The 20,396-nt window shown below is 48.5% G+C and carries 15 protein-coding genes; 12 read left to right on the top strand and 3 right to left on the bottom strand.

What is annotated here, in order from left to right:
• Window positions 1–426: 426 nt before the first annotated feature.
• Complete coding sequence (locus tag DWY89_RS06785; RefSeq protein WP_243022779.1) at window positions 427–1,374, bottom strand: tyrosine-type recombinase/integrase; 948 nt, start codon at window positions 1,372–1,374, stop codon at window positions 427–429.
• Between the two features lie 202 nt (window positions 1,375–1,576).
• Complete coding sequence (locus tag DWY89_RS06795) at window positions 1,577–2,077, bottom strand: MarR family transcriptional regulator (RefSeq protein ID WP_118524508.1); 501 nt, start codon at window positions 2,075–2,077, stop codon at window positions 1,577–1,579.
• Window positions 2,078–2,337: 260 nt separating this feature from the next.
• Here DWY89_RS06795 and ftsH point away from each other — a divergent pair, with 260 nt between their 5' ends.
• The 8 genes from ftsH to guaA all read left to right on the top strand — a co-directional run bounded on the left by ftsH (window position 2,338) and on the right by guaA (window position 16,113).
• On the top strand, window positions 2,338–4,215 hold the full coding sequence (gene ftsH / locus DWY89_RS06800) for an ATP-dependent zinc metalloprotease FtsH (RefSeq protein ID WP_118468261.1): 1,878 nt from the start codon (window positions 2,338–2,340) through the stop codon (window positions 4,213–4,215).
• 428 nt (window positions 4,216–4,643) lie between these two features.
• On the top strand, window positions 4,644–5,837 hold the full coding sequence (locus DWY89_RS06805; protein WP_107000564.1) for a BMP family ABC transporter substrate-binding protein: 1,194 nt from the start codon (window positions 4,644–4,646) through the stop codon (window positions 5,835–5,837).
• Window positions 5,838–6,028: 191 nt separating this feature from the next.
• A complete protein-coding gene (locus DWY89_RS06810; RefSeq protein WP_107000563.1) occupies window positions 6,029–7,585 on the top strand; it encodes an ABC transporter ATP-binding protein in 1,557 nt (518 codons plus the stop codon).
• Window positions 7,582–8,658 carry an ABC transporter permease gene (locus DWY89_RS06815; protein ID WP_118524509.1) on the top strand — a complete coding sequence of 359 codons (1,077 nt, stop codon included), beginning with the start codon at window positions 7,582–7,584 and terminating at the stop codon, window positions 8,656–8,658. The genes DWY89_RS06810 and DWY89_RS06815 overlap by 4 nt, the downstream gene beginning before the upstream one ends.
• On the top strand, window positions 8,655–9,617 hold the full coding sequence (locus tag DWY89_RS06820; RefSeq protein ID WP_118524510.1) for an ABC transporter permease: 963 nt from the start codon (window positions 8,655–8,657) through the stop codon (window positions 9,615–9,617). The genes DWY89_RS06815 and DWY89_RS06820 overlap by 4 nt, the downstream gene beginning before the upstream one ends.
• Window positions 9,618–9,946: 329 nt before the next feature.
• On the top strand, window positions 9,947–10,750 hold the full coding sequence (locus DWY89_RS06825; RefSeq protein WP_182434520.1) for a formate/nitrite transporter family protein: 804 nt from the start codon (window positions 9,947–9,949) through the stop codon (window positions 10,748–10,750).
• A 300-nt stretch (window positions 10,751–11,050) separates the two neighbouring features.
• Entirely contained in the window at window positions 11,051–13,903 is a 2,853-nt protein-coding gene (gene uvrA, locus DWY89_RS06830) for an excinuclease ABC subunit UvrA (RefSeq protein ID WP_118472205.1), read from the top strand.
• Window positions 13,904–14,571: 668 nt separating this feature from the next.
• Window positions 14,572–16,113, top strand: coding sequence for a glutamine-hydrolyzing GMP synthase (gene guaA / locus DWY89_RS06835; protein WP_118523874.1), 1,542 nt, complete (start codon window positions 14,572–14,574; stop codon window positions 16,111–16,113).
• A 292-nt stretch (window positions 16,114–16,405) separates the two neighbouring features.
• Here the strand turns inward: guaA and DWY89_RS06840 are convergent, their stop codons facing one another.
• Window positions 16,406–16,936: a helix-turn-helix transcriptional regulator gene (locus tag DWY89_RS06840; RefSeq protein ID WP_009247529.1), complete on the bottom strand. Its 531-nt coding sequence runs from the start codon at window positions 16,934–16,936 to the stop codon at window positions 16,406–16,408.
• Between the two features lie 448 nt (window positions 16,937–17,384).
• On the opposite strand from DWY89_RS06840, the gene DWY89_RS06845 reads away from it, so the two are divergent.
• From DWY89_RS06845 to DWY89_RS06860, 4 genes are read left to right on the top strand one after another with little or no spacing between them, the layout of a single operon-like run.
• The gene (locus DWY89_RS06845; protein WP_009247528.1) at window positions 17,385–17,573 is read left to right on the top strand and encodes a transcriptional regulator; all 189 of its coding nucleotides are present in this window, start codon (window positions 17,385–17,387) and stop codon (window positions 17,571–17,573) included.
• Window positions 17,574–18,665, top strand: a complete 1,092-nt coding sequence (locus DWY89_RS06850; protein ID WP_009247527.1) for a site-specific integrase — start codon at window positions 17,574–17,576, stop codon at window positions 18,663–18,665.
• Complete coding sequence (locus DWY89_RS06855; protein WP_009247526.1) at window positions 18,655–18,990, top strand: hypothetical protein; 336 nt, start codon at window positions 18,655–18,657, stop codon at window positions 18,988–18,990. Before DWY89_RS06850 ends, DWY89_RS06855 begins: the two co-directional genes overlap by 11 nt.
• Entirely contained in the window at window positions 18,980–20,134 is a 1,155-nt protein-coding gene (locus DWY89_RS06860) for an AAA family ATPase (RefSeq protein WP_009247525.1), read from the top strand. The genes DWY89_RS06855 and DWY89_RS06860 overlap by 11 nt, the downstream gene beginning before the upstream one ends.
• Window positions 20,135–20,396 lie beyond the last annotated feature (262 nt).

Genomic DNA, 20,396 nt, shown 5'->3' on the forward strand with positions numbered 1-20,396 from the left:
TTTTCTTTCTGCCGGGCTTTTTTTATGCCTGTAATATCTTTATGCGTTTTCTATTATCCATCTGGTTCTTCTAACTTCCGTTTTGAAAAATATTTATTTGGAAAGAAAAGTTGTTAAAAAAATTGCAAATATGTAAAACCAAATGAAATTTCCCATCGTCTTATTAGTAGAACAGCAGAAAAGGAGGAAGATTCTGAAAAGAAGGCGGAACAGAATGTTGAGACAAAGCTGGATAGTGGGAAGCAAGAGAAAAAAAGAATGCGGTAGAACGGTCAGTTAAAAACATTAGAACCGATAGCGCTGAGGAAGCACTTCCATATGAGCTCGTGATTGTGGAAGCAGAGAAAAAATAAATTTATAATAAAGGGGAAAGAATTGTGGAAAATGGCAGTTCTTTCCCCTTTTATGGTTTTCACACGCCTGTGCCTACCACGTCACCACCCGGTCAATCACCGTCTGCTGTTCCTGACTCGATTTCATCAGGTAAATCCGGGTTGTTTCGATGCTATCGTGTCCTAACAGATCCGCCAGCAGGGAAATATCGCCGCATTTTTCGATAAAACTCTTGGCAAACCGGTGGCGGAATGCATGCGGATGTACCATTTCCGGTGTCATGTGGTAGGAGAGGGCGATGGTTTTGAGCTGGCTGCGGATGCCGCCTGGAGAGATGGGGGAACCGAAGCGGTTGAGGAAGATGGGACCGTGGGATTTGTGGAGAAAGGAAAGCCATTTGAGGGTATCGGTTCGGAGTGACTGTGGGATGTAGATGCGCCGGACTTTATTTCCTTTGGAATAGATGTCCTTATAGCCGGAGAAAATATCTTCTGCCTGGAACTGAATCACTTCGCTGACCCGGACGCCGGTTGCCGCCATGAAACGGATGAGAAAATAGTAAGTGTACCGTTCATCCCGAAGCAGGCAGCGTTTCAGGTATTCATAATCCGCCTCGCTGATCATGTGATCCAGATAGGTTTTCTGCTGGATTTTTACCATGGGAAGATGCCCGGGATAGAGCTTTTTAAAATCCAGGTAGGCATTCAAAGCCCGGATCCGCTGGTTGATGGTCTGCGGCTTGTAGTGTTCGAGCAGAAAGATTTTGTATAGCTTTAAATTGGGGTAGGTAATGTCACGGTAATAGGTAAAATACTGCCGTACCGCATAAGTGTAAGCGCGGAGTGTCTCATCGGCAAGGTTGCGCGTGAGCAGGTAGCGGGCAAATTCGTCCGCGGCCTTTTGGGCTCTTGCAGGTGCGGCAGCACGCGTTTGACCGGAAAGGCGTGGAATGGCAGCAGAAGTTTGCCTGGATGAGAGGGGGAGAGTGTGCTTGCTATGAGCAGCGTGTGGAAAAATATGATTTTCTATCATTTGTGGCATAATATGTAGGAACCTTCTTTCTGTATCATTGAGAAACGTCCATTGGCACAGAAAGAAAACTCTGCCGAGGTGTGGAACACACCGGAACGGATGAAAGGATGAAATGGCAGAGAAATCAATCCGGAATGCTGCTGGACGTTACAAAAGTCAATTATACAGGATTTAAAAGAAAGCGGAGAAAAAAGTGTCTCCGGTGTCTTTATCATACGGATACATTCTTCGCAGGTTCATCGGTTTCACAGTTGAATTTCTTCATTAATTCCATCAGGCGGCACAGGCACTCGTCCATCGATGCCAGTTCTTCCGGGGTGTAAGAGCGCAGCCCAAACAGGGTGGAAGACAGCATTTCCTGCTTCATCTGGTTCATCATCTCACGGCCGGAATCGCAGATGCGGATGTAGACGCGGCGGCGGTTGGCTGTATCATGGATCCGCTCGACCAGACCGCGTTCCTCAAGAACCTTGATCATATGGGAGAGCTGCTGCTTTGTGATACTCAGCTTGTCCGCCAGCTCAGACATGGTATAGTCCTGATCTGCCCAGCTGTCGAGCGCGATCAGGGCAAAAAATGGAAGCGAGTTGACTTTCATATCATGGCTTGGCTGGTAGTGGCATTTCGCCAGGGAGAGAAAGCCGAGTGCAAACTCCAGGAAGTGGATACCGGTGTTTTTTAAAAGATTTGAATTTTTTTTGCCTGGATTCATAGGAAAACCTCCAAATTTAAATATCAAAGTAATAAAATGCGGTCCATTTCACAAACATAAATTGCAAACAAGGAAACATCAATTTACTTGTACTCTAGCACATCCAGACAAAAAGGTCAACAAATATAAAAAGTAAATAAATATTTACTATTATGGATTGACAAATAACAAAGAATGCTGTATATGTTAATGTATCACGAAACGATGTGACAGAAACACAGAAACCATCTGTCACAGACTCACAATAAGGAGAACAATCTATGGTAGAGAACACGAACGGCGGCGGAAAGCAGCCGCCCAGAAAATCATTTTTATATTATTATGGATTGGTTATGCTGATTGTCATGCTGTTAAATATTTTCCTCTTTCCATCTATGATGGATCGGACGCAGCAGGTGCGGTTTGACCAGTTCAGTGATCAGTTGAAGGAAGATAATGTCGATGAAGTGTATGTGACGACGAACAATGAGATCGTTTATACGCTAAAAAATGACAATAAAAACACAGCGTGGAATGTCACCTATAAAACCGGCGAGATTCCGGGTGTCAACCTGTATGATCTGCTGGATGGTAAGGATGTGAAATACAGTGCGGAGATCAACACACAGGCGTCACCGCTGCTGAATTTCCTGCTGACCTGGATCCTGCCGCTGGTTCTCTTTGTGGGAATCGGACAGCTCATGGGACGTTCGTTGATGAAACGGATGGGTGGCGGACCTGGCAACGCAATGACGTTTGGCAAGTCGAATGCGAAGATTTATGCAGAATCCGAGACGGGTATCACATTTGCAGATGTGGCTGGCGAGGAAGAGGCGAAGGATGCATTAAAAGAGATTGTCGATTTCCTGCATAAGCCGGAAAAATACTCGGAGATCGGTGCGGTGCTGCCGAAGGGCGCCCTGTTAGTCGGACCTCCAGGAACCGGTAAAACGATGCTGGCGAAGGCCGTTGCCGGGGAAGCACACGTTCCGTTCTTCTCGATCTCCGGTTCGGAATTTGTTGAGATGTTTGTCGGCATGGGTGCGGCGAAGGTGCGTGATTTATTTAAACAGGCCAATGAAAAAGCGCCGTGTATCGTATTTATCGACGAGATCGATACGATTGGTAAGAAGCGTGACGGCGCCGGCATGGGCGGCAATGACGAGCGCGAGCAGACGCTGAACCAGCTTCTGACTGAGATGGATGGTTTTGACGGCAAGAAGGGTGTTGTCATTCTGGCGGCGACCAACCGTCCGGAATCCCTCGATCCGGCGTTGCTTCGTCCGGGACGTTTTGACCGCCGGATTCCGGTAGAGCTGCCGGATCTGAAAGGCCGTGAGGCAATTCTGAAAGTCCATGGCAAAAAGGTTAAAGTGGATGAGAGTGTGGATTACAATGAGATCGCCCGTGCCACCAACGGTGCGAGCGGCGCGGAGCTGGCAAACATTGTCAATGAGGCGGCGCTGCGGGCAGTCCGGATGGGACGAAAGACCGTGTCCCAGCAGGATCTGGAAGAGAGTGTCGAGACGGTTATTGCCGGATATCAGAAGAAGGATGCCGGTGTTTCCGGGGATGAGAAGAAGATTGTCTCCTACCATGAGATCGGTCATGCGCTGGTAGCGGCGCTGCAGACGCACTCGGCTCCGGTCCACAAGATCACGATTGTGCCGCGAACCTCCGGGGCACTCGGATATACGATGCAGGTGGAGGCGGATCAGCGCTTCCTGATGAGCAGGGAAGAGGCGTTCAACAAGATCGTGACACTGACCGGCGGCCGTGCGGCGGAGGAGCTGATCTTCCATTCTATCACGACAGGGGCTTCGAATGATATCGAACAGGCAACCAAGATCGCCCGTGCGATGGTGACGCGTTACGGCATGAGTGACCATTTCGGCATGGTAGCGCTCGAGACGGTCAACAACGCCTACTTAGGCGGCGATACTTCCCTGGCTTGTTCGGCAGAGACGGCGGCGAGGGTCGATGAGGAAGTGATTGCGCTGGTAAAGAGCGCGTATGAGAAAGCGAAAGCTATTCTTTCCGGGCATGAGGATAAGCTTCATGAGCTGGCAGACTATCTTCTGGATAAGGAGACGATCACCGGTGAGGAGTTTATGAAGATTCTGGAAGAGAAGAAAGAAGATGGCGAGGCAGAGGCTTAAAACAGAGCCGTGTATTATAAGGTGGACGGTTACGTGTTTGCCGAAGTTATAAGAGAAATCAGTTACAGTGAGCTGAGCAGGTATCAGGCATTTTGAAAGGAAATGTCTGGTGCCTGTTTTTGTGTTATCTGCGTCGAAAAAAGATGCTGGCAGCTGATTCCTCCGGTGTTCCCTTCCTGCATATCGGGGGATTACAGGAGGAAAACAGAAATAAGTAAAACTTATGAAAAGAAATTAATAAATATCACAGTAAAAATCAGGCAAATTCCTTGAAAATCGTCTGTAAATATGCAATAATATCTCCTGTATCGATCCAAATTTTCGGGAATGCGGTTTTATTTTCGGATTTCAGGTTCCGCGAGGGAATTCTGACAAACGATGAGAAAGGGAAAGAACCGCATTCGCAGGCATTCTTAGGAGGAAATGTTATGAGAAAAGTAGTAAGCGTGTTACTGAGCGCTGCCATGGCGCTGTCCCTGTGTGCAGGCTGTTCTTCTTCGTCTTCTGATACAGCAGATACGAAGGCAGCGGAGGAAAAGGGAGCTGACGCGGCAGACACAGAAGCAGGCGAGGCAGCAGAGGGCGTGATGCCGGCAGTTGCTAAAGAGGATCTGAAGGTCGGAGTGATTCATATTGGAAATCCGGCGGATGGTTCCGGTTACAGCTATACGCATGATCAGGGTATCGTAGCGATGCAGAAAGCCGTTGGTCTGGAGGATGATCAGATTATCCGCAAGAACAACGTAGCGGACGATGATCAGACTGCCATCGAGACAGCAATGCGCGAGTGTGTCGAGGAAGGATGCCAGATTATCTTCGCGACAAGCTGGGGCTACATGGATGCATGCGAGGCACTGGCAGAAGAATATCCGGACGTTATCTTCTCCCATGCAACCGGCTACAAATCCAACGGTGTGAACTTTAACAATTATTTTGGACGGATTTATCAGTCTCGTTACCTCACTGGTATCGCGGCTGGTTTAAAGACAGAGAGCAATAAGATCGGTTATGTCGGCGCCTGGGGCAAGGACAATGCCGAGGTTACCGGCGGATGTGACGCATTTGCAATGGGTGTATATTCTGTAAACCCGGATGCAACCGTTTACATCAAGACCACCAACAGCTGGTACGATCCGGAAGGTGAGAAACAGGCAGCCGTAGCCCTGATCAACGAGGGCTGTGATGTCATTGGACAGCACTGCGATACACCGAACCCGCAGCTGGCAGCTGAGGAAGCTGGCGTATTTGGTGTTGGTTACAACTCTGATATGAGCAAGGATGCTCCGAAGGCAGTTCTGACCTCCACCGTTTGGAACTGGGGCGCTTACTATACCAAAGCTGTACAGGATCTGATTGATGGTACATGGACAGGCGAGAACTACTTCGGCGGTCTGGAGGAAGGTCTGGTAGACATTTCCCCGTTATCTGACCTGTGCGTAGATGGTACGCAGGAGAAGATCGATGAGGCACGTGCGAAGATCGAGTCTGGCGACTGGGATGTATTTGATGGCGTGATCGAGTGCAACGACGGAACCACCGTTGGCACCGAGGGCGAGCATATGTCTGATGCAGATATCACAGGCAATATTCACTGGTACTTCAAGAACATCGTAGAGAAATAATCACGGAATTATATACCTGGAAGCGATGCTGAAACAGGTTCGGAAACACTTCCGGGTGTTGCAGATTTCAAGAGTATATAACAGATAAAAGGAGGCAGCTTCAAATGGATCCACTTTCATTTGCGGCACCTCTTTTTTCTTTTTTAGGAAATTGATAAAAAATTGGTTAAATATTCATTTGAGGTGACGATATGACAGAACAGTATGCCATTGAGTGTAGGCAGATCACGAAAGCATTCGGAAGCGTCGTGGCGAACGATAAGATTGATCTGACCGTCCGGTACGGCGAGATTATGGCACTTTTGGGAGAAAATGGTTCCGGTAAGACAACGCTCATGAACATGCTTTCCGGTATCTACCACCCAGATGCCGGTTCGATTCTGGTTGGAGGAAAAGAAGTCTCCATAAATTCGCCGGTAGATTCGAGAAATTTAGGAATAGGTATGATTCATCAGCATTTCAAACTGGTGGATGTGTTCAGTGCGATGGATAATATCGTGCTGGGAACCAAGGGAAAACGGCTGGGAAGAAAGGCGTTGCGGGAAAAAATTGAAGCGCTTGGACAGTCATTTGGACTTGAAATTGAACCGGAGAAAAAGGTCTACGACATGTCGGTCAGCGAGAAGCAGACGGTCGAGATCCTGAAGGTATTATATAGAGGCGCCCAGATCCTGATTCTGGACGAGCCGACGGCAGTCCTGACGCCGCAGGAGACGGAGCGGCTGTTTAAAATCCTGCGCCGGATGCGGGAACAGGGCTGTGCGATTATTATTATTACCCATAAATTAAATGAGGTCCTTTCTATCAGTGACCGTGTCACGATTCTGCGAAAAGGAAAGAGCATCGAGACGGTAGAAACCGCCGGATGTGATGAGAAGAAACTTACGGAGCTTATGGTTGGACGACCAATCAGCCTGAATATCGAGCGCCCGGAGATGGAGAAGAGAGAGACTATTTTGAAGATTGTCGATCTGACCGTCGATAAGAGTGACGGCGGCGTGGCGCTGGATGATATTTCTTTTGAGATTAAAACAGGCGAGATTCTGGGCGTTGCCGGTGTTGCCGGAAGCGGTCAGAAAGAACTCTGCGAGACGCTGACTGGGTTGATGGACGCGAAAAAGGGCGCTATTTTGTACCGTAAGGAAAATATCATCGGTAAGACTCCGGCGGAGATCATCCGCCTCGGAATCAGTATGAGTTTCGTGCCGGAGGATCGTCTCGGCATGGGACTGGTTGCTTCAATGGGGATGGTTGATAATATGCTGCTCAAGTCCTATTCGGAAGGGAAAGGATTGTTTGTAGACCGGAAACCGGCGAGGGAGATGGCAGAACGCCTGATCGGAGAACTGGGAATCGTGACGCCGGGCGTTGATACGCCGGTGCGTATGATGTCGGGGGGCAATGTCCAGAAGGTACTTTTGGGACGTGAGATTGAGTCGAGCCCGCAGGTGCTGATCACGGCTTACCCGGTGCGAGGGCTTGATATTAATTCTTCCTATCTGATTTACGACCTCCTGAACCAGCAGAAGAAAAAGGGCGTGGCGGTTGTCTATATCGGCGAGGATCTGGATGTGCTTCTGGAGCTTTCAGACCGGATCATGGTACTCTGCCATGGAAAGATCACGGGTATTGTGGATGCGAAGAAGCTCACGAAAGAACAGCTGGGACTGATGATGACCGGTACCGAAGCGGGCGAGCTGGGGCTGGATAAGAGTATGGCATCCGAAAAGAAGGAGGAACAGGCATGAAAGAACCGTGGATCCGCGTTGTAAAAAAGGCGGAACTTGGAAAAAGAGAAACATTGATCCTCCGTCTGGAGGCGATCGTGCTGGCTCTGGTGGCAGGCGGATTCTTTATCCTGCTGATTGGGCAGAATCCATTTGTCATTTATCAGACGATTGTAACCGGAGCGCTGCGAAGCGAGATGGCGATACAGGCGACGGTCAAAATCATGATTCCACTTTTAATTGCGTCGCTGGGCGTGACGCTGGCATTTAAAATGAAATTCTGGAACATCGGAGCCGAGGGACAGATCATTATGGGCGGTATTTTTGCCTCGTATTTTGCACTGTTCCATGCGAACTGGAATCACTGGCTGCTGGTGCTCGTGATGTTTTTGGCAGGCGCGATCGGCGGAGGTCTGTGGGGACTCATTCCGGCGTGGTTTAAGACCCGGTATGATACGAACGAGACGCTGTTTACGCTGATGTTAAACTATATCGCGTTGAATGTCATCGTATTTTTGAGAGAGGGCGCATGGCGTGACCCAGGTTCCCAGGGATATGCGAAGATTGCCCGTTTCAATAAGAATGCGGCGCTCGATAAGGTGTTCGGCATCCAGTTCGGCTGGGTGATTGCGCTGATTCTGGTGGCAGTGATAGCGGTTTACTTAAATCGTTCCAAGCAGGGATATGAGATCAGCGTCGTGGGAGAGAGCCAGGAGACGGCTCGCTATGCCGGCATGAATGTAAAAAAAGTGGTTCTGCGGACGATGTTTCTGTCCGGCGCTGTCTGCGGCATCGGCGGCATGGTGCAGGCGACCGGTTCGGATGTCACGCTGACGACGGCAGTTGCCGGAGGTGTCGGATTTACGGCGATCATCGTGGCATGGCTGGCACAGTTGAATCCGCCGGTAATTCTGCTGGTTACCTTTTTGTTCAGCGTACTGGAAAAAGGAAGCAGCGTAGTTCAGTCTTCGTTCGGATTGTCCTCGGACTGTGCGGATGTGCTGCAGGGAATCATCCTGTTCTTCATTCTGGGATGTGAACTGTTTATCCGGTATCAATTTGTATTTCGCGGAAAAGGAGGTACACGCGCATGAGCAGCGAGATCGTAATTAAATTTCTGGTGGCGGCTGTATTGGCGGGTACGCCTTTCCTGTTTGGCACGGTTGGCGAAATTTTGAGTGAGAAGGTCGGACATCTGAATCTGGGCGTCGAGGGCATGATGTCGATTGGCGCGTGCGCCGGATTCATGGTCGGCTATCAGACGGATAACTTTGTTGCGGCGCTGTTAGCTGCGGCGGTGGCTGGAATGCTGTCGGCATTGATTTACGGTGTTTTGACTGTCACATTTATGGCAAATCAGAACGTAACGGGATTGACCCTGACGATTTTCGGCGTCGGATTAGCCAATTTTATCGGCGTCTTTATGCTGGAAAAATCAGAGAACGGCACCCTGAAACTTCCGGATGCGGTGACGGCACAGATGCGTAACATCCACATCCCGGGACTCAGTGATCTGCCGGTGGTCGGAGAATTATTATTTTCCTATAACCCGTTCGTTTATCTTGGAATCATCATCGCGATTGTGGCGAGTTTCTACTTATATAAAACACAGGTTGGTTTAAATGTGCAGGCGATCGGAGAAAATCCGGGCGCAGCGGACGCAGTGGGAATCGAAGTTACGAAGTGGAGATACATCAATATCCTGCTCTCAGGTGCCATCTGCGGCATCGGCGGTGCATATTGCTCCATGATCATCAACGGCGGTGTGTGGCTGCGCGACAGCGTCGGCGGTCTTGGCTGGATTTCCGTTGCCCTCGTTATCTTCGCGGCGTGGAAGCCGATCAATGTTATTTACGGTTCCTTTATTTTCGGGGCTCTGCGCGTGCTGAAATACTATGTGCCGAAAAACACGTATGCGATTCCAACGGCATTTTTCGATGCCCTTCCGTTCATTATCACCGCATTGGTGCTGGTGATCGCGTCGATGCGTAAGAATAAAGGGGCGCATATCCCGGCGCATCTGGGCGAGAATTATTTCCGGGAGGAACGGTAGGAAAATGAAGGGGAACTTATAGGATTTGTGGGAGGGCTGCAAAAAGTAGTCACATGAAATAATAAGGGAAGCCCTTGATAGGTGATGTCAGATGGCGGCTTGAGATGATAGGACGACATCAGAAATGATATAGAAATAATAGAAAAGACGGTTGTTTGTCAAAGATTTTAAAGGGATAGAACAGAAAGATCGGACGAAAACCGTCTTTTTCTGTTTGAAATGGAAGGAAAGGTTATAAAACGATGTGGCAAGTTCGGAAATTCAGAAGATAAAAGGAAGAATTTGAAAAATGAATTTCGGACATAGAAAGGCTGATGGGAGGAAAATCTATGATTGCATCGAAACAGATTGCAGAAAATTATGTGGAGACGGGCAGAAAAAAGGCGGAACTTCCGGTGTCTCATATGCTGATACTCGGCTTTTTCGCCGGAATGTTCATCGCGCTGGCAGGCGCGGGGGCTTCGGTTGCCTCGGCAGCAATGACAAATGCCTCGGCATCGCGGATTGCTTCGGCACTCGTATTCCCGGCAGGATTGGCGCTGGTGGTCTGCACCGGGGCGGAACTTTTCACTGGGAACTGCCTGATGACGATCTCGGCGCTGCAGAAACGGATTTCCGTGGGCGGTCTGTTTAAAAATCTTCTGTTTGTCTATCTGGGAAATCTGATTGGCGCGATCTTTGTGGCGGTTTTATTTGTCTACGGGCATATTCCAAGCCTGTACGGCGGCGATCTGGCGCAGGTTCTTCTGAATACAGCCGTTTCCAAGGTGACCCTGACTCTGCCGGAGGTGCTGTGCCGTGCGGTTCTCTGTAATGTGCTGGTTTGTATTGCAGTCTGGGCGGCGATGAGCTCCGAGCAGGTATCTGGCAAAATTCTAGCGCTTTATCCGCCGGTGGCGATTTTCATTCTCTGCGGCTTCGAGCATTGCATCGCCAATATGTTTTACATCCCGGCGGGGCTGATGATCATGGGCGAGTACGGTCTGGCAGCGGAAGGGCTGACGATCGGAACCTTTATTCTCAATAATCTGATTCCGGCTACGATCGGAAATATGATCGGCGGGATGCTGGTGATTGGAGGCGGGTACTGGCTGGTGTATCTTCGGGAAACGAAAAATCGTGAAATAAAATGAATGCGTGAAAAAATGAAATAGGACGAAAGGGTATTTTTGTTTGGTCTCCATGCTAGGTTTGGAGTCGGGCGGAGGTGCCCTTTTTGTATTAGAATTGATGAAAAGTTTGACTTCTATTCCCAAGGAATATCTATGTTTAGCTGATTCAATTTTATCAAACAGAACAAATGTTTGCAAAGGCTTTTGGAATGTGTTATACTAAGCATAATTACAGGGAAGACTGTGACTATAATGACTATAAAATAAGTCAGCAGCGACATGATAAAACAGAGCAGAGTCAATGATAATTGAGGTACAGATATGGCGAAGCAATATATAAAGATACGAGGTGCCAATGAGCACAATCTGAAAAACATTTCCATTGATATTCCGAGAAATGAGCTGGTCGTCCTGACCGGACTTTCTGGTTCGGGTAAATCATCTCTGGCATTTGACACGATCTATGCCGAAGGGCAGCGGCGGTATATGGAGTCCCTGTCGTCTTATGCGCGTCAGTTCTTAGGTCAGATGGAAAAGCCGGATGTCGAGAGCATCGAGGGCTTGTCCCCGGCGATCTCTATCGACCAGAAATCGACGAACCGGAATCCGCGTTCGACGGTCGGCACAGTGACGGAGATCTATGATTATATGCGTCTTTTGTACGCACGGATCGGTATTCCGCATTGCCCGAAGTGCGGTCGTGAGATCCGCCGCCAGACGGTCGATCAGATGGTTGACCAGATCATGGCGCTGCCAGAGCGCACAAAGATCCAGCTTCTTGCCCCGGTCGTGCGCGGGCGGAAAGGACGCCACGAGAAAGTGCTGGAGCAGGCAAAGAAGAGCGGTTATGTCCGTGTGCGGGTGGACGGCAGCTTATACGAGCTTTCCGAGGAGATCACGCTGGATAAAAATATCAAGCACAATATTGAGATTGTGGTCGATCGCCTGGTGGTCAAGCCGGGGATTGAGAAACGCCTTTCGGATTCGATTGAAACGGTCATGGGTCTCTCCAATGGTCTGATGCTGACCGATACGGCGGTGCGGGATGAAAACGGCGAAGAAAAGCACGATACCCTGACGTTCAGCCAGAATTTTTCCTGCCCGGACTGCGGTATCAGCGTGGATGAGGTCGAACCGCGCAGCTTCTCTTTCAACAACCCATTTGGTGCGTGCCCGGACTGCTTCGGTCTGGGATATAAGATGGAGTTTGATGAGGATCTGATGATTCCAGACAAGAGCCTGAGCATCAATCAGGGTGCGATCACGGCGATGGGATGGCAGTCCTGCACGGACAAAACGAGCTTTTCCGGCGCGATCTTAAATGCATTGGCAAAAGAATACGATTTCAGTCTGGATACCCCGTTTGAAGATTATCCGAAGGAGATCCATGATATTTTAATTTACGGAACCGGCGGCAAGGTTGTGAAGGTGTATTACCGTGGACAGCGTGGCGAGGGAATTTATGATATTGCCTTTGAGGGGCTGATTCAGAGCATGAACCGCAAATACCGTGAGACGTTCTCTGATTCAATGAAGGCGGAATATGAGACATTTATGCGGATCACGCCGTGTCCAGCCTGCAAGGGGCAGCGATTAAAGAAGGAATCTCTGGCAGTCACGGTTGGCGGGAAAAATATTTTCGAGGCGACCGATATGTCGATCGTCAAATTCCGCGAATTTATCGATGCGCTGGAGCTGACGCCGATGCAGCAGGCGATTGGTGCGCCGATTTTGAAAGAGATTCGGGCGAGGATCAGCTTCCTTATCAATGTCGGTCTGGAATACCTTTCCCTGTCGCGTGCGACTGGCACGCTGTCCGGCGGCGAGGCGCAGCGAATCCGCCTGGCAACCCAGATCGGCTCCGGTCTGGTCGGTGTGGCATATATTCTGGACGAGCCGAGTATCGGACTTCACCAGCGGGACAACGACAAGCTTCTGGATACCCTGAAACACCTGCGGGATCTGGGAAATTCAGTTCTGGTGGTTGAGCATGACGAGGATACGATGCGCGCGGCAGACTGTATCGTGGACATCGGTCCGGGCGCAGGCGAACACGGCGGCGAGGTCGTGGCGATCGGCACAGCGGAAGAGATCATGAAAAATGAAAAATCGATTACCGGTGCATATTTGAGCGGGCGCATTCAGATTCCGGTGCCGTCCGAGCGGAGAAAACCGGCCGGCTGGCTGACGGTGAAAGGCGCAGCGGAAAATAATCTTAAGAATATCGACGTCAAATTCCCGCTGGGCGTGATGACCTGCGTCACCGGCGTTTCCGGTTCGGGAAAGAGCTCACTTGTCAATGAGATTCTTTATAAAGCGCTGGCAAAGAAGCTGAACCGAGCACACACGATTCCGGGAAAACATAAATCCATCGAGGGCGTCGAGCAGCTCGATAAGATTATCGCGATCGACCAGTCTCCGATCGGGCGGACGCCGCGTTCCAATCCGGCAACCTATACGGGGGCATTTGATCTGATCCGGGATCTGTTTGCGGCATCTACGGATGCCAAGGCAAAAGGCTACAATAAAGGACGTTTCAGCTTCAATAAAAAAGGCGGGCGCTGTGAGGCGTGCTCCGGCGACGGTATCATCAAGATCGAGATGCATTTCCTGCCGGATATCTATGTGCCGTGTGAGGTCTGCGGCGGCAAGCGCTATAACCGGGAAACGCTGGAGGTCAAATATAAAGGGAAAAGCATCTATGATGTCCTCAATATGACGGTCGAGGAGGCGATGAAATTCTTCGAAAATGTGCCGTCCATACACCGGAAGATTGCGACACTCTACGATGTAGGACTTTCCTATATCCGCCTGGGACAGCCGTCCACCGAGCTGTCCGGCGGTGAGGCACAGCGAATCAAGCTGGCGACGGAGCTGAGCAAGCGTGGAACCGGCAAGACGATCTATATTCTGGACGAACCGACTACGGGACTTCATTTTGCCGATGTACATCGTCTGATTGAGATATTAAGACGTTTGTCGGATGGTGGAAATACCGTGGTTGTCATTGAGCATAACCTGGATGTCATCAAAACTGCTGACTACCTGATCGACATCGGACCGGAAGGCGGCGAGGGCGGCGGAACCGTGATTGCGAAAGGAACACCGGAAGAGGTGGCAGCGACGCCGGGATCGTATACGGGGAAGTATGTGAAGAAATATTTAAATGTTTAGGACAATAAGCGGGAATCCTCGGCAATTCAATTACCGAGATGAAAGCGCAGGGTGTGCATATCTGCACAATGCAAATAGTATAATAATTTTCATCCTTTGCTCTCAGTTGAGAAGCCCCCACCTCTTTAGGTGGCGAGTAATAACAAATTTGTCTTAGTGGGAGTTAGGTCTCCGGTTGAGATAAACGCTCCGCGAGGATGCGCAGTGATTCTGCATAGAATATGCATTTTTACTTGCGGATAGGAATTTTCTGCACTGAAAATTCCGTACGATATCATACTGGTAGCGGATTTTGCCGATGCTTCGCTGACCAGAATCACGCGCCAAGTCTCACGGATGTTCGACTTGAATTGAATCGAAAAGCATTTTTCTGAAAAAAGTGCCTGAAAATACCGTAAAAATGGCTTGTCTTTAATTGCCGGGTATTTTATAATAAAAGTTACAGGAATTGACAGGAAGAGAACGTGGTATAGCTGCTGAACAGATTGCGACCGGTTATTTTTCGATTGGCGGCGATGGAGCTGGAACGGAGTGATTACCTGCGGCAGCAGTATGACTGTTACAGTTCACATGTTGTGCAAGCGTGTGACCATAAATCCTGGAAGTTGATTCGAAGCTACAAGTTGATGAAGTACGGATCGCAGCATAAAATTATAGGAGGAATACTCGTGGAGAAAGAGATGATCATTGTACTGGACTTTGGCGGACAGTACAATCAGTTGATTGCCAGAAGAGTAAGAGAGTGTAACGTATATTGTGAGGTTCATCCTTACACCCTGCCGCTGGAAAAAATCAAAGAGATGAACCCGAAGGGTATCATTTTCACCGGCGGACCGAACAGTGTATACAAGGAGGAATCTCCGAGATGTTCAAAGGAAATCTTTGATCTGGGAATCCCGGTACTGGGTATCTGCTATGGCGCACAGCTGATGTCCTACCTGTTAGGTGGCGAGGTTGCCACAGCACCGGTCAGCGAATACGGAAAGACTGAGGTAGAGGTAGACACAACATCTAAGCTGTATGAGGATGTATCCCCGAAGACCATATGCTGGATGAGCCATACCGACTATATTTCCAAGATGCCGGAAGGTTTCCGTGTGACAGCCCATACTCCGGTCTGCCCGATTGCAGGTATGGAAAATGAAGAAAAAGGCTGGTACGGCATCCAGGCACATCCGGAGGTACTTCATACACAGGAAGGCTCCAAGATGCTGCATAACTTCGTATACAGTGTCTGCCATTGTGCAGGTGACTGGAAGATGGATGCGTTCGTAGAGAAATCCATCGAAGAAATCCGTAAAAAAGTAGGAAATGGTCGTGCCCTTCTGGCTCTGTCCGGCGGTGTAGACTCTTCCGTAGCAGGCGTCCTGATGGCGAAAGCGATCGGCGACCAGCTGACCTGCGTATTCGTCGATCACGGTCTGCTTCGTAAAAACGAGGGTGACGAGGTAGAGGCAGTATTTGGTCCGAACGGTCCGTACAAGCTGAACTTCATCCGTGTCAATGCACAGCAGCGTTTCTACGACAAGCTGGCAGGTGTAACCGATCCGGAGCGCAAGCGTAAGATCATCGGCGAAGAGTTCATCCGCGTATTTGAGGAAGAAGCAAAGAAGATTGGCAAAGTAGATTACTTCGTACAGGGTACGATTTACCCGGATGTAATTGAGTCCGGTCTTGGAAAATCCGCTGTTATCAAGTCCCACCACAACGTAGGCGGACTTCCGGAACACGTAGATTTCAAGGAGATCATCGAGCCGCTGCGTATGCTGTTTAAGGATGAGGTCCGCCGCGCCGGTCTGGAGCTTGGTATTCCGGAAAATCTGGTATACCGTCAGCCGTTCCCGGGTCCGGGACTTGGCGTTCGTATCATCGGTGAGGTAACCGCAGAGAAGGTACGCATCGTACAGGATGCAGACGCTATCTACCGCGAGGAGATCACAAAAGCAGGTATCGACCGCACACTCGGTCAGTACTTCGCAGCCCTGACCAATATGCGTTCCGTAGGCTGCATGGGCGATGTCAGAACCTATGACTATGCCATCGCACTTCGTGCCGTCCTCACATCCGACTTCATGACCGCAGAATCCGCAGAACTTCCGTGGGAAGTACTTGGAAAAGTCACAAGCCGAATTGTCAATGAGGTAAAAGGTGTAAACCGCGTACTGTATGATTGTACGGGGAAACCGCCGGCTACGATTGAGTTTGAATAAATCGAGTTGCTTAAAAAAGCCAGTGTTTATGCGGGTTTCAGCGATTTCGATTAGTCTTTTGATAACAAATTGATAACAGTCATAGCAAGTGCCATTATTCTTGTTATCCAGTGGTTTATGGGTAACGGAACAATTAACAGGTGGCTTGCAGACTAAAGTTCGGAGCTTGGCTCTGAACAAATTCCATATTATAAACTAAGCCCTTAGCTGTGGTTAATAACCATAGTTAAGGGCTTTTTTGTCGTTGCCAAAGCATCTGTAGGGAGCTGCCAGTGGCAGGTCCTGTAGGTGCTTATTTATCTTTCAAGTGGTCTTTGAATGCTTCCACGAGAGCGTCACTTAATTCCTGTGATGGAACTTTTGCCCAACGCTGTGTGGTGTCGAACTCTGGATAATGGTAACGCCAGTTATCGTATTCTTCTCTGTTGATTTCTTCGGAAGATAGCTTGTCTGCCTGTTCTTTCCAAGCATACAGCATTTTGAGGAGTTCATATGCTTCTCTGCCTTTGTCCTTGTTGACCTTTAAGCATACCTCTCCGTCTGCTTCACTGACAGTAAGACCGTAAATATCTTCAAGGGTAAACAGAGTGTGCATAAGACCGATATAGCTGTCTATGTCAGGAACATCAAGAGCCTGTGGAGAAACATCAAGCACCTGTGCCAATGCATTTGTAAGGTCTGCTTTCGGTTTGCGTGTACCAGTTTCGTACTGTGCCAAACGCACATCAGCACTCTTTTCTGGAAAACCGATTGCTGTACCGAGATACTTTTGTGTCATACCACGCATTAGTCTGAAAAAATGTATTCTTTCGCTGATAGCCATAATGATACGCTCCTTTTATATTTAGTGAAATAAGTATAGCAGAAATGTTTAGTGGAAGTCAAGAAAAACCGAAACAAAAATGTTTAATATTTTCTTTGCAACCACTTGACAATAGCAAATATGTTTAGTAAAATAAATTACGAATTAAACAAATATGCTTAATGCGACAACTGAATGACCGTCCGAAAAGCCAAACCGCCAAGACCTCGTCGGAGCAAGTTCCGTATCGTTCGCTTGTGTGCAAGCACAAAAGCTCATTCGCTGCACTGCTCCTCCTCTTCCCCAAAAGTCTCCGACTTTTCGGGAACCCCTATACGAGCGAGCGCCTGATGTACTGCGGTGCATTGGGACAGCACAGCGCCTGCCGACAAGCAGGAGTGCCTGTTGGAACTTTAACACGGAGAAAGCGGCAAGCAAAAAATTATTTTAAGAAAGGAAGAAAAAGGATATGGAAAACAGATTTATCCGAGCCGAAGATGTGGCTCAGGAACTAAACGTATCAAAACCTTATGCATATAAACTCATCAGACAATTAAATGAGGAATTGAAAGCAAAGGGCTTTATTACGATTGCAGGGCGTGTAAATCGCCAGTATTTTTACGAAAGGCTCTACGGAGCAGGAAAGGGGGAAATGTAAATGCCGGTATTTAAGAATGAAGATAACGGTACTTGGTATGTGATGGCAAGGTATGTGAACTGGAAAGGGGAACGCAAGCAGAAATGCAAGCGTGGCTTTGCTACCAAACGAGAAGCACAGGAATGGGAAAGAATGTTCAAATTGCAGACTTCTTCAGACCTTGATATGAGTTTTGAAGCCTTTACGGAGCTTTATATCAATGATGTGAAGAACCGTTTGAAGGAAAACACGTGGCTTACCAAAGAGCATATCATACGCACAAAGATACTTCCGTATTTCGGGAAACTGAAAATCAGCGAGATTTCCACAAAGGAGATTATTACTTGGCAGAATGAAATGCTTGCCTATCGTGATGAGAAGAAAAAGCCTTATTCACAGACGTATCTGAAAACGCTGCACAATCAGTTGTCCGCCATTTTCAATCACGCTGTCCGCTACTATGAACTGCGTTCCAATCCTGCGGCAAAGGTGGGAAATATGGGACGTGAGGAACACAAGGAAATGCTGTTCTGGACAAAGGAAGAATACAAGAAATTCTCTTTTGAGATGATGGACAAGCCTGTTTCCTTTTATGCGTTTGAAATGCTTTACTGGTGCGGTATCCGAGAGGGCGAGCTGTTAGCTTTGACTCCGGCAGATTTCAACTTTGATAAGGAAACAGTCACAATCAATAAATCCTATCAGCGTTTGAAAGGGCAGGATGTGATTACTTCTCCGAAAACGAAAAAGAGCAACCGCACGATTAAAATGCCGAAGTTTCTGTGTGAGGAAATGAAAGAATATCTCGGTATGCTTTACGGATTGAAGAAGAAAGACCGTATCTTTACGGTGACGAAAAGCTATCTTCATCACGAGATGGACAGAGGGGCAAAGGCGGCAGGCGTGAAGCGTATCCGCATTCACGATCTCCGTCACAGCCACATTTCACTCTTGATTGATATGGGCTTTTCTGCGGTGGCGATTGCTGACCGAGTTGGTCACGAAAGTATTGATATTACTTATCAGTACGCACACCTCTTTCCGTCAAAGCAGATTGAGATGGCAGAAAAATTAGATGATTTAGGGAAAGGAGATTTTGAAAATGTCAGCTAAGAACAGAGATAACAAAAATCGTTGGAGGAATATCACAGTAGGGTTTCGAGTATCGCCCGAAGAAAACGAACTCATTAACAGAGCTGTAGCTCTATCAGGATTGCCAAAACAGGAGTATTGTTACCGCCGTTGCTTAAATCAGGATGTGGTGGTACAGGGCAATCCGAGAGTGTATAAGGCGTTGAAAACGGAATTTGCCACAGTCCTTGCGGAACTGAAAAGGATTGAAGCAGGAAAAGGTGTGGATGATGAACTGCTGAGTGTAATAGAACTGATTTCCATTATTCTCGGCGGTTTGAAAGGAGAGGATGCGAATGGAGAATAAAAAAGAAATGACTATTCCAAATGTATCTGCGGCAACAGATGCGGAACAGTCACTTTCCAAATGTACTGACAATAGTATAGTCAATCAGGATACGGATTTCAAGGGGTACGAGCAATCTTTTGAAGAAATGCAAAGGGAAATACTCAGACAGTTAGACCCTTCCTATCTGAAAACAGTATCAATGACAACGCTGTATGATACGGTGTTTGAGGTTCAGACACCACTTATCGACGGTCTGCTCCAAAGGGGAACTTACCTTTTCGTAGGTTCCCCGAAAGTGGGAAAGAGCTTTATGATGGCACAGCTTGCCTATCATATCAGCACAGGCACACCGCTTTGGGAGTATAAGGTGCGTAAGGCAACGGTGCTTTATTTTGCCCTTGAAGATGATTACCCACGTTTGCAGAAGCGATTGTTTCAGATGTTCGGTGCAAAGGAGACAGGCAATCTGTATTTCGCAACGGAATGTAAAACGGTCAATGGCGGACTGGAAGAACAGATAAGAGGGTTTATGAGGGAACACCCAGACACAGGCTTGATTATCATAGACACCTTAAAGCGTGTGCGTGAAGCAGGCGGAGCAGATTACAGCTACGCAAGTGATTATGATGTTGTGGCAAGGCTGAAAGCGTTGGCAGACAGTTACAAGGTTTCAATGCTTATTGTTCATCATACACGCAAACAAAAATCGGAAGATATATTCGATATGATTTCAGGCACGAATGGTCTGATGGGTGCGGCAGACGGTGCATTTGTTCTCAGTAAGGACAAGCGTACTTCCAACAATGCCACACTTGATGTTGCTGGCAGAGACCAGCAGGATATGAAAATCCATCTTGTAAGGGACAGCGAGCGATTGGTGTGGAACTTTGCAAAATCGGAAACGGAGATGTGGAAAGAACCGCCCGAACCTCTGCTTGAGAAGATAGCGGATACGCTCTTTTCGGAAAGTGACAGATGGGAAGGAACTGCTTCGGAACTTTGCGAAAGGCTTGCGGTGGATATAAAGCCGAATGTACTTTCTTTAAGGCTCAGTATCAACGCAAGCAGGCTGTTTCGTGATTACGGTATCCGTTATCAGAACAGCCGCACACACGACGGAAGAAAGGTTTCACTTTGGAAAGAAACCGAGCAGACGGCGTGACAAACGGTGTCAAAGGTGTCAATGTTTTTGAGAGCAGCACGCTGTGAAAAACATTGTCACCATCGTCACACTTTGACACCGGATAAAGTTTAGGGGAGTGTGCAGAGAGTGCCTTTTCAAAGGCGGCTCTTTGGTCTCGCCTGCTGGCTCGGTCGGTTCGCAGGCGTGTGTGCCACCGGCACACGCTCACCCCTCGGAGAGCCTTCGGAGAACGCAAAACCTGTTTACAGGTCGCATTTTTGATGGGTGTACCCGTCAAAAG

It is taken from the genome of Clostridium sp. AF27-5AA (assembly GCF_003478415.1).
GTDB classification, from domain to species: domain Bacteria; phylum Bacillota; class Clostridia; order Lachnospirales; family Lachnospiraceae; genus Otoolea; species Otoolea fessa.

Bases quoted from the DNA above. Each gene is read 5' to 3' on its own strand.
- DWY89_RS06785 (WP_243022779.1), bottom strand. From the start codon at position 1,374: ATGCCACAAATGATAGAAAATCATATTTTTCCACACGCTGCTCATAGC.
- DWY89_RS06795 (WP_118524508.1), bottom strand. From the start codon at position 2,077: ATGAATCCAGGCAAAAAAAATTCAAATCTTTTAAAAAACACCGGTATC.
- ftsH (WP_118468261.1), top strand. From the start codon at position 2,338: ATGGTAGAGAACACGAACGGCGGCGGAAAGCAGCCGCCCAGAAAATCA.
- DWY89_RS06805 (WP_107000564.1), top strand. From the start codon at position 4,644: ATGAGAAAAGTAGTAAGCGTGTTACTGAGCGCTGCCATGGCGCTGTCC.
- DWY89_RS06810 (WP_107000563.1), top strand. From the start codon at position 6,029: ATGACAGAACAGTATGCCATTGAGTGTAGGCAGATCACGAAAGCATTC.
- DWY89_RS06815 (WP_118524509.1), top strand. From the start codon at position 7,582: ATGAAAGAACCGTGGATCCGCGTTGTAAAAAAGGCGGAACTTGGAAAA.
- DWY89_RS06820 (WP_118524510.1), top strand. From the start codon at position 8,655: ATGAGCAGCGAGATCGTAATTAAATTTCTGGTGGCGGCTGTATTGGCG.
- DWY89_RS06825 (WP_182434520.1), top strand. From the start codon at position 9,947: ATGATTGCATCGAAACAGATTGCAGAAAATTATGTGGAGACGGGCAGA.
- uvrA (WP_118472205.1), top strand. From the start codon at position 11,051: ATGGCGAAGCAATATATAAAGATACGAGGTGCCAATGAGCACAATCTG.
- DWY89_RS06840 (WP_009247529.1), bottom strand. From the start codon at position 16,936: ATGGCTATCAGCGAAAGAATACATTTTTTCAGACTAATGCGTGGTATG.
- DWY89_RS06845 (WP_009247528.1), top strand. From the start codon at position 17,385: ATGGAAAACAGATTTATCCGAGCCGAAGATGTGGCTCAGGAACTAAAC.
- DWY89_RS06850 (WP_009247527.1), top strand. From the start codon at position 17,574: ATGCCGGTATTTAAGAATGAAGATAACGGTACTTGGTATGTGATGGCA.
- DWY89_RS06855 (WP_009247526.1), top strand. From the start codon at position 18,655: ATGTCAGCTAAGAACAGAGATAACAAAAATCGTTGGAGGAATATCACA.
- DWY89_RS06860 (WP_009247525.1), top strand. From the start codon at position 18,980: ATGGAGAATAAAAAAGAAATGACTATTCCAAATGTATCTGCGGCAACA.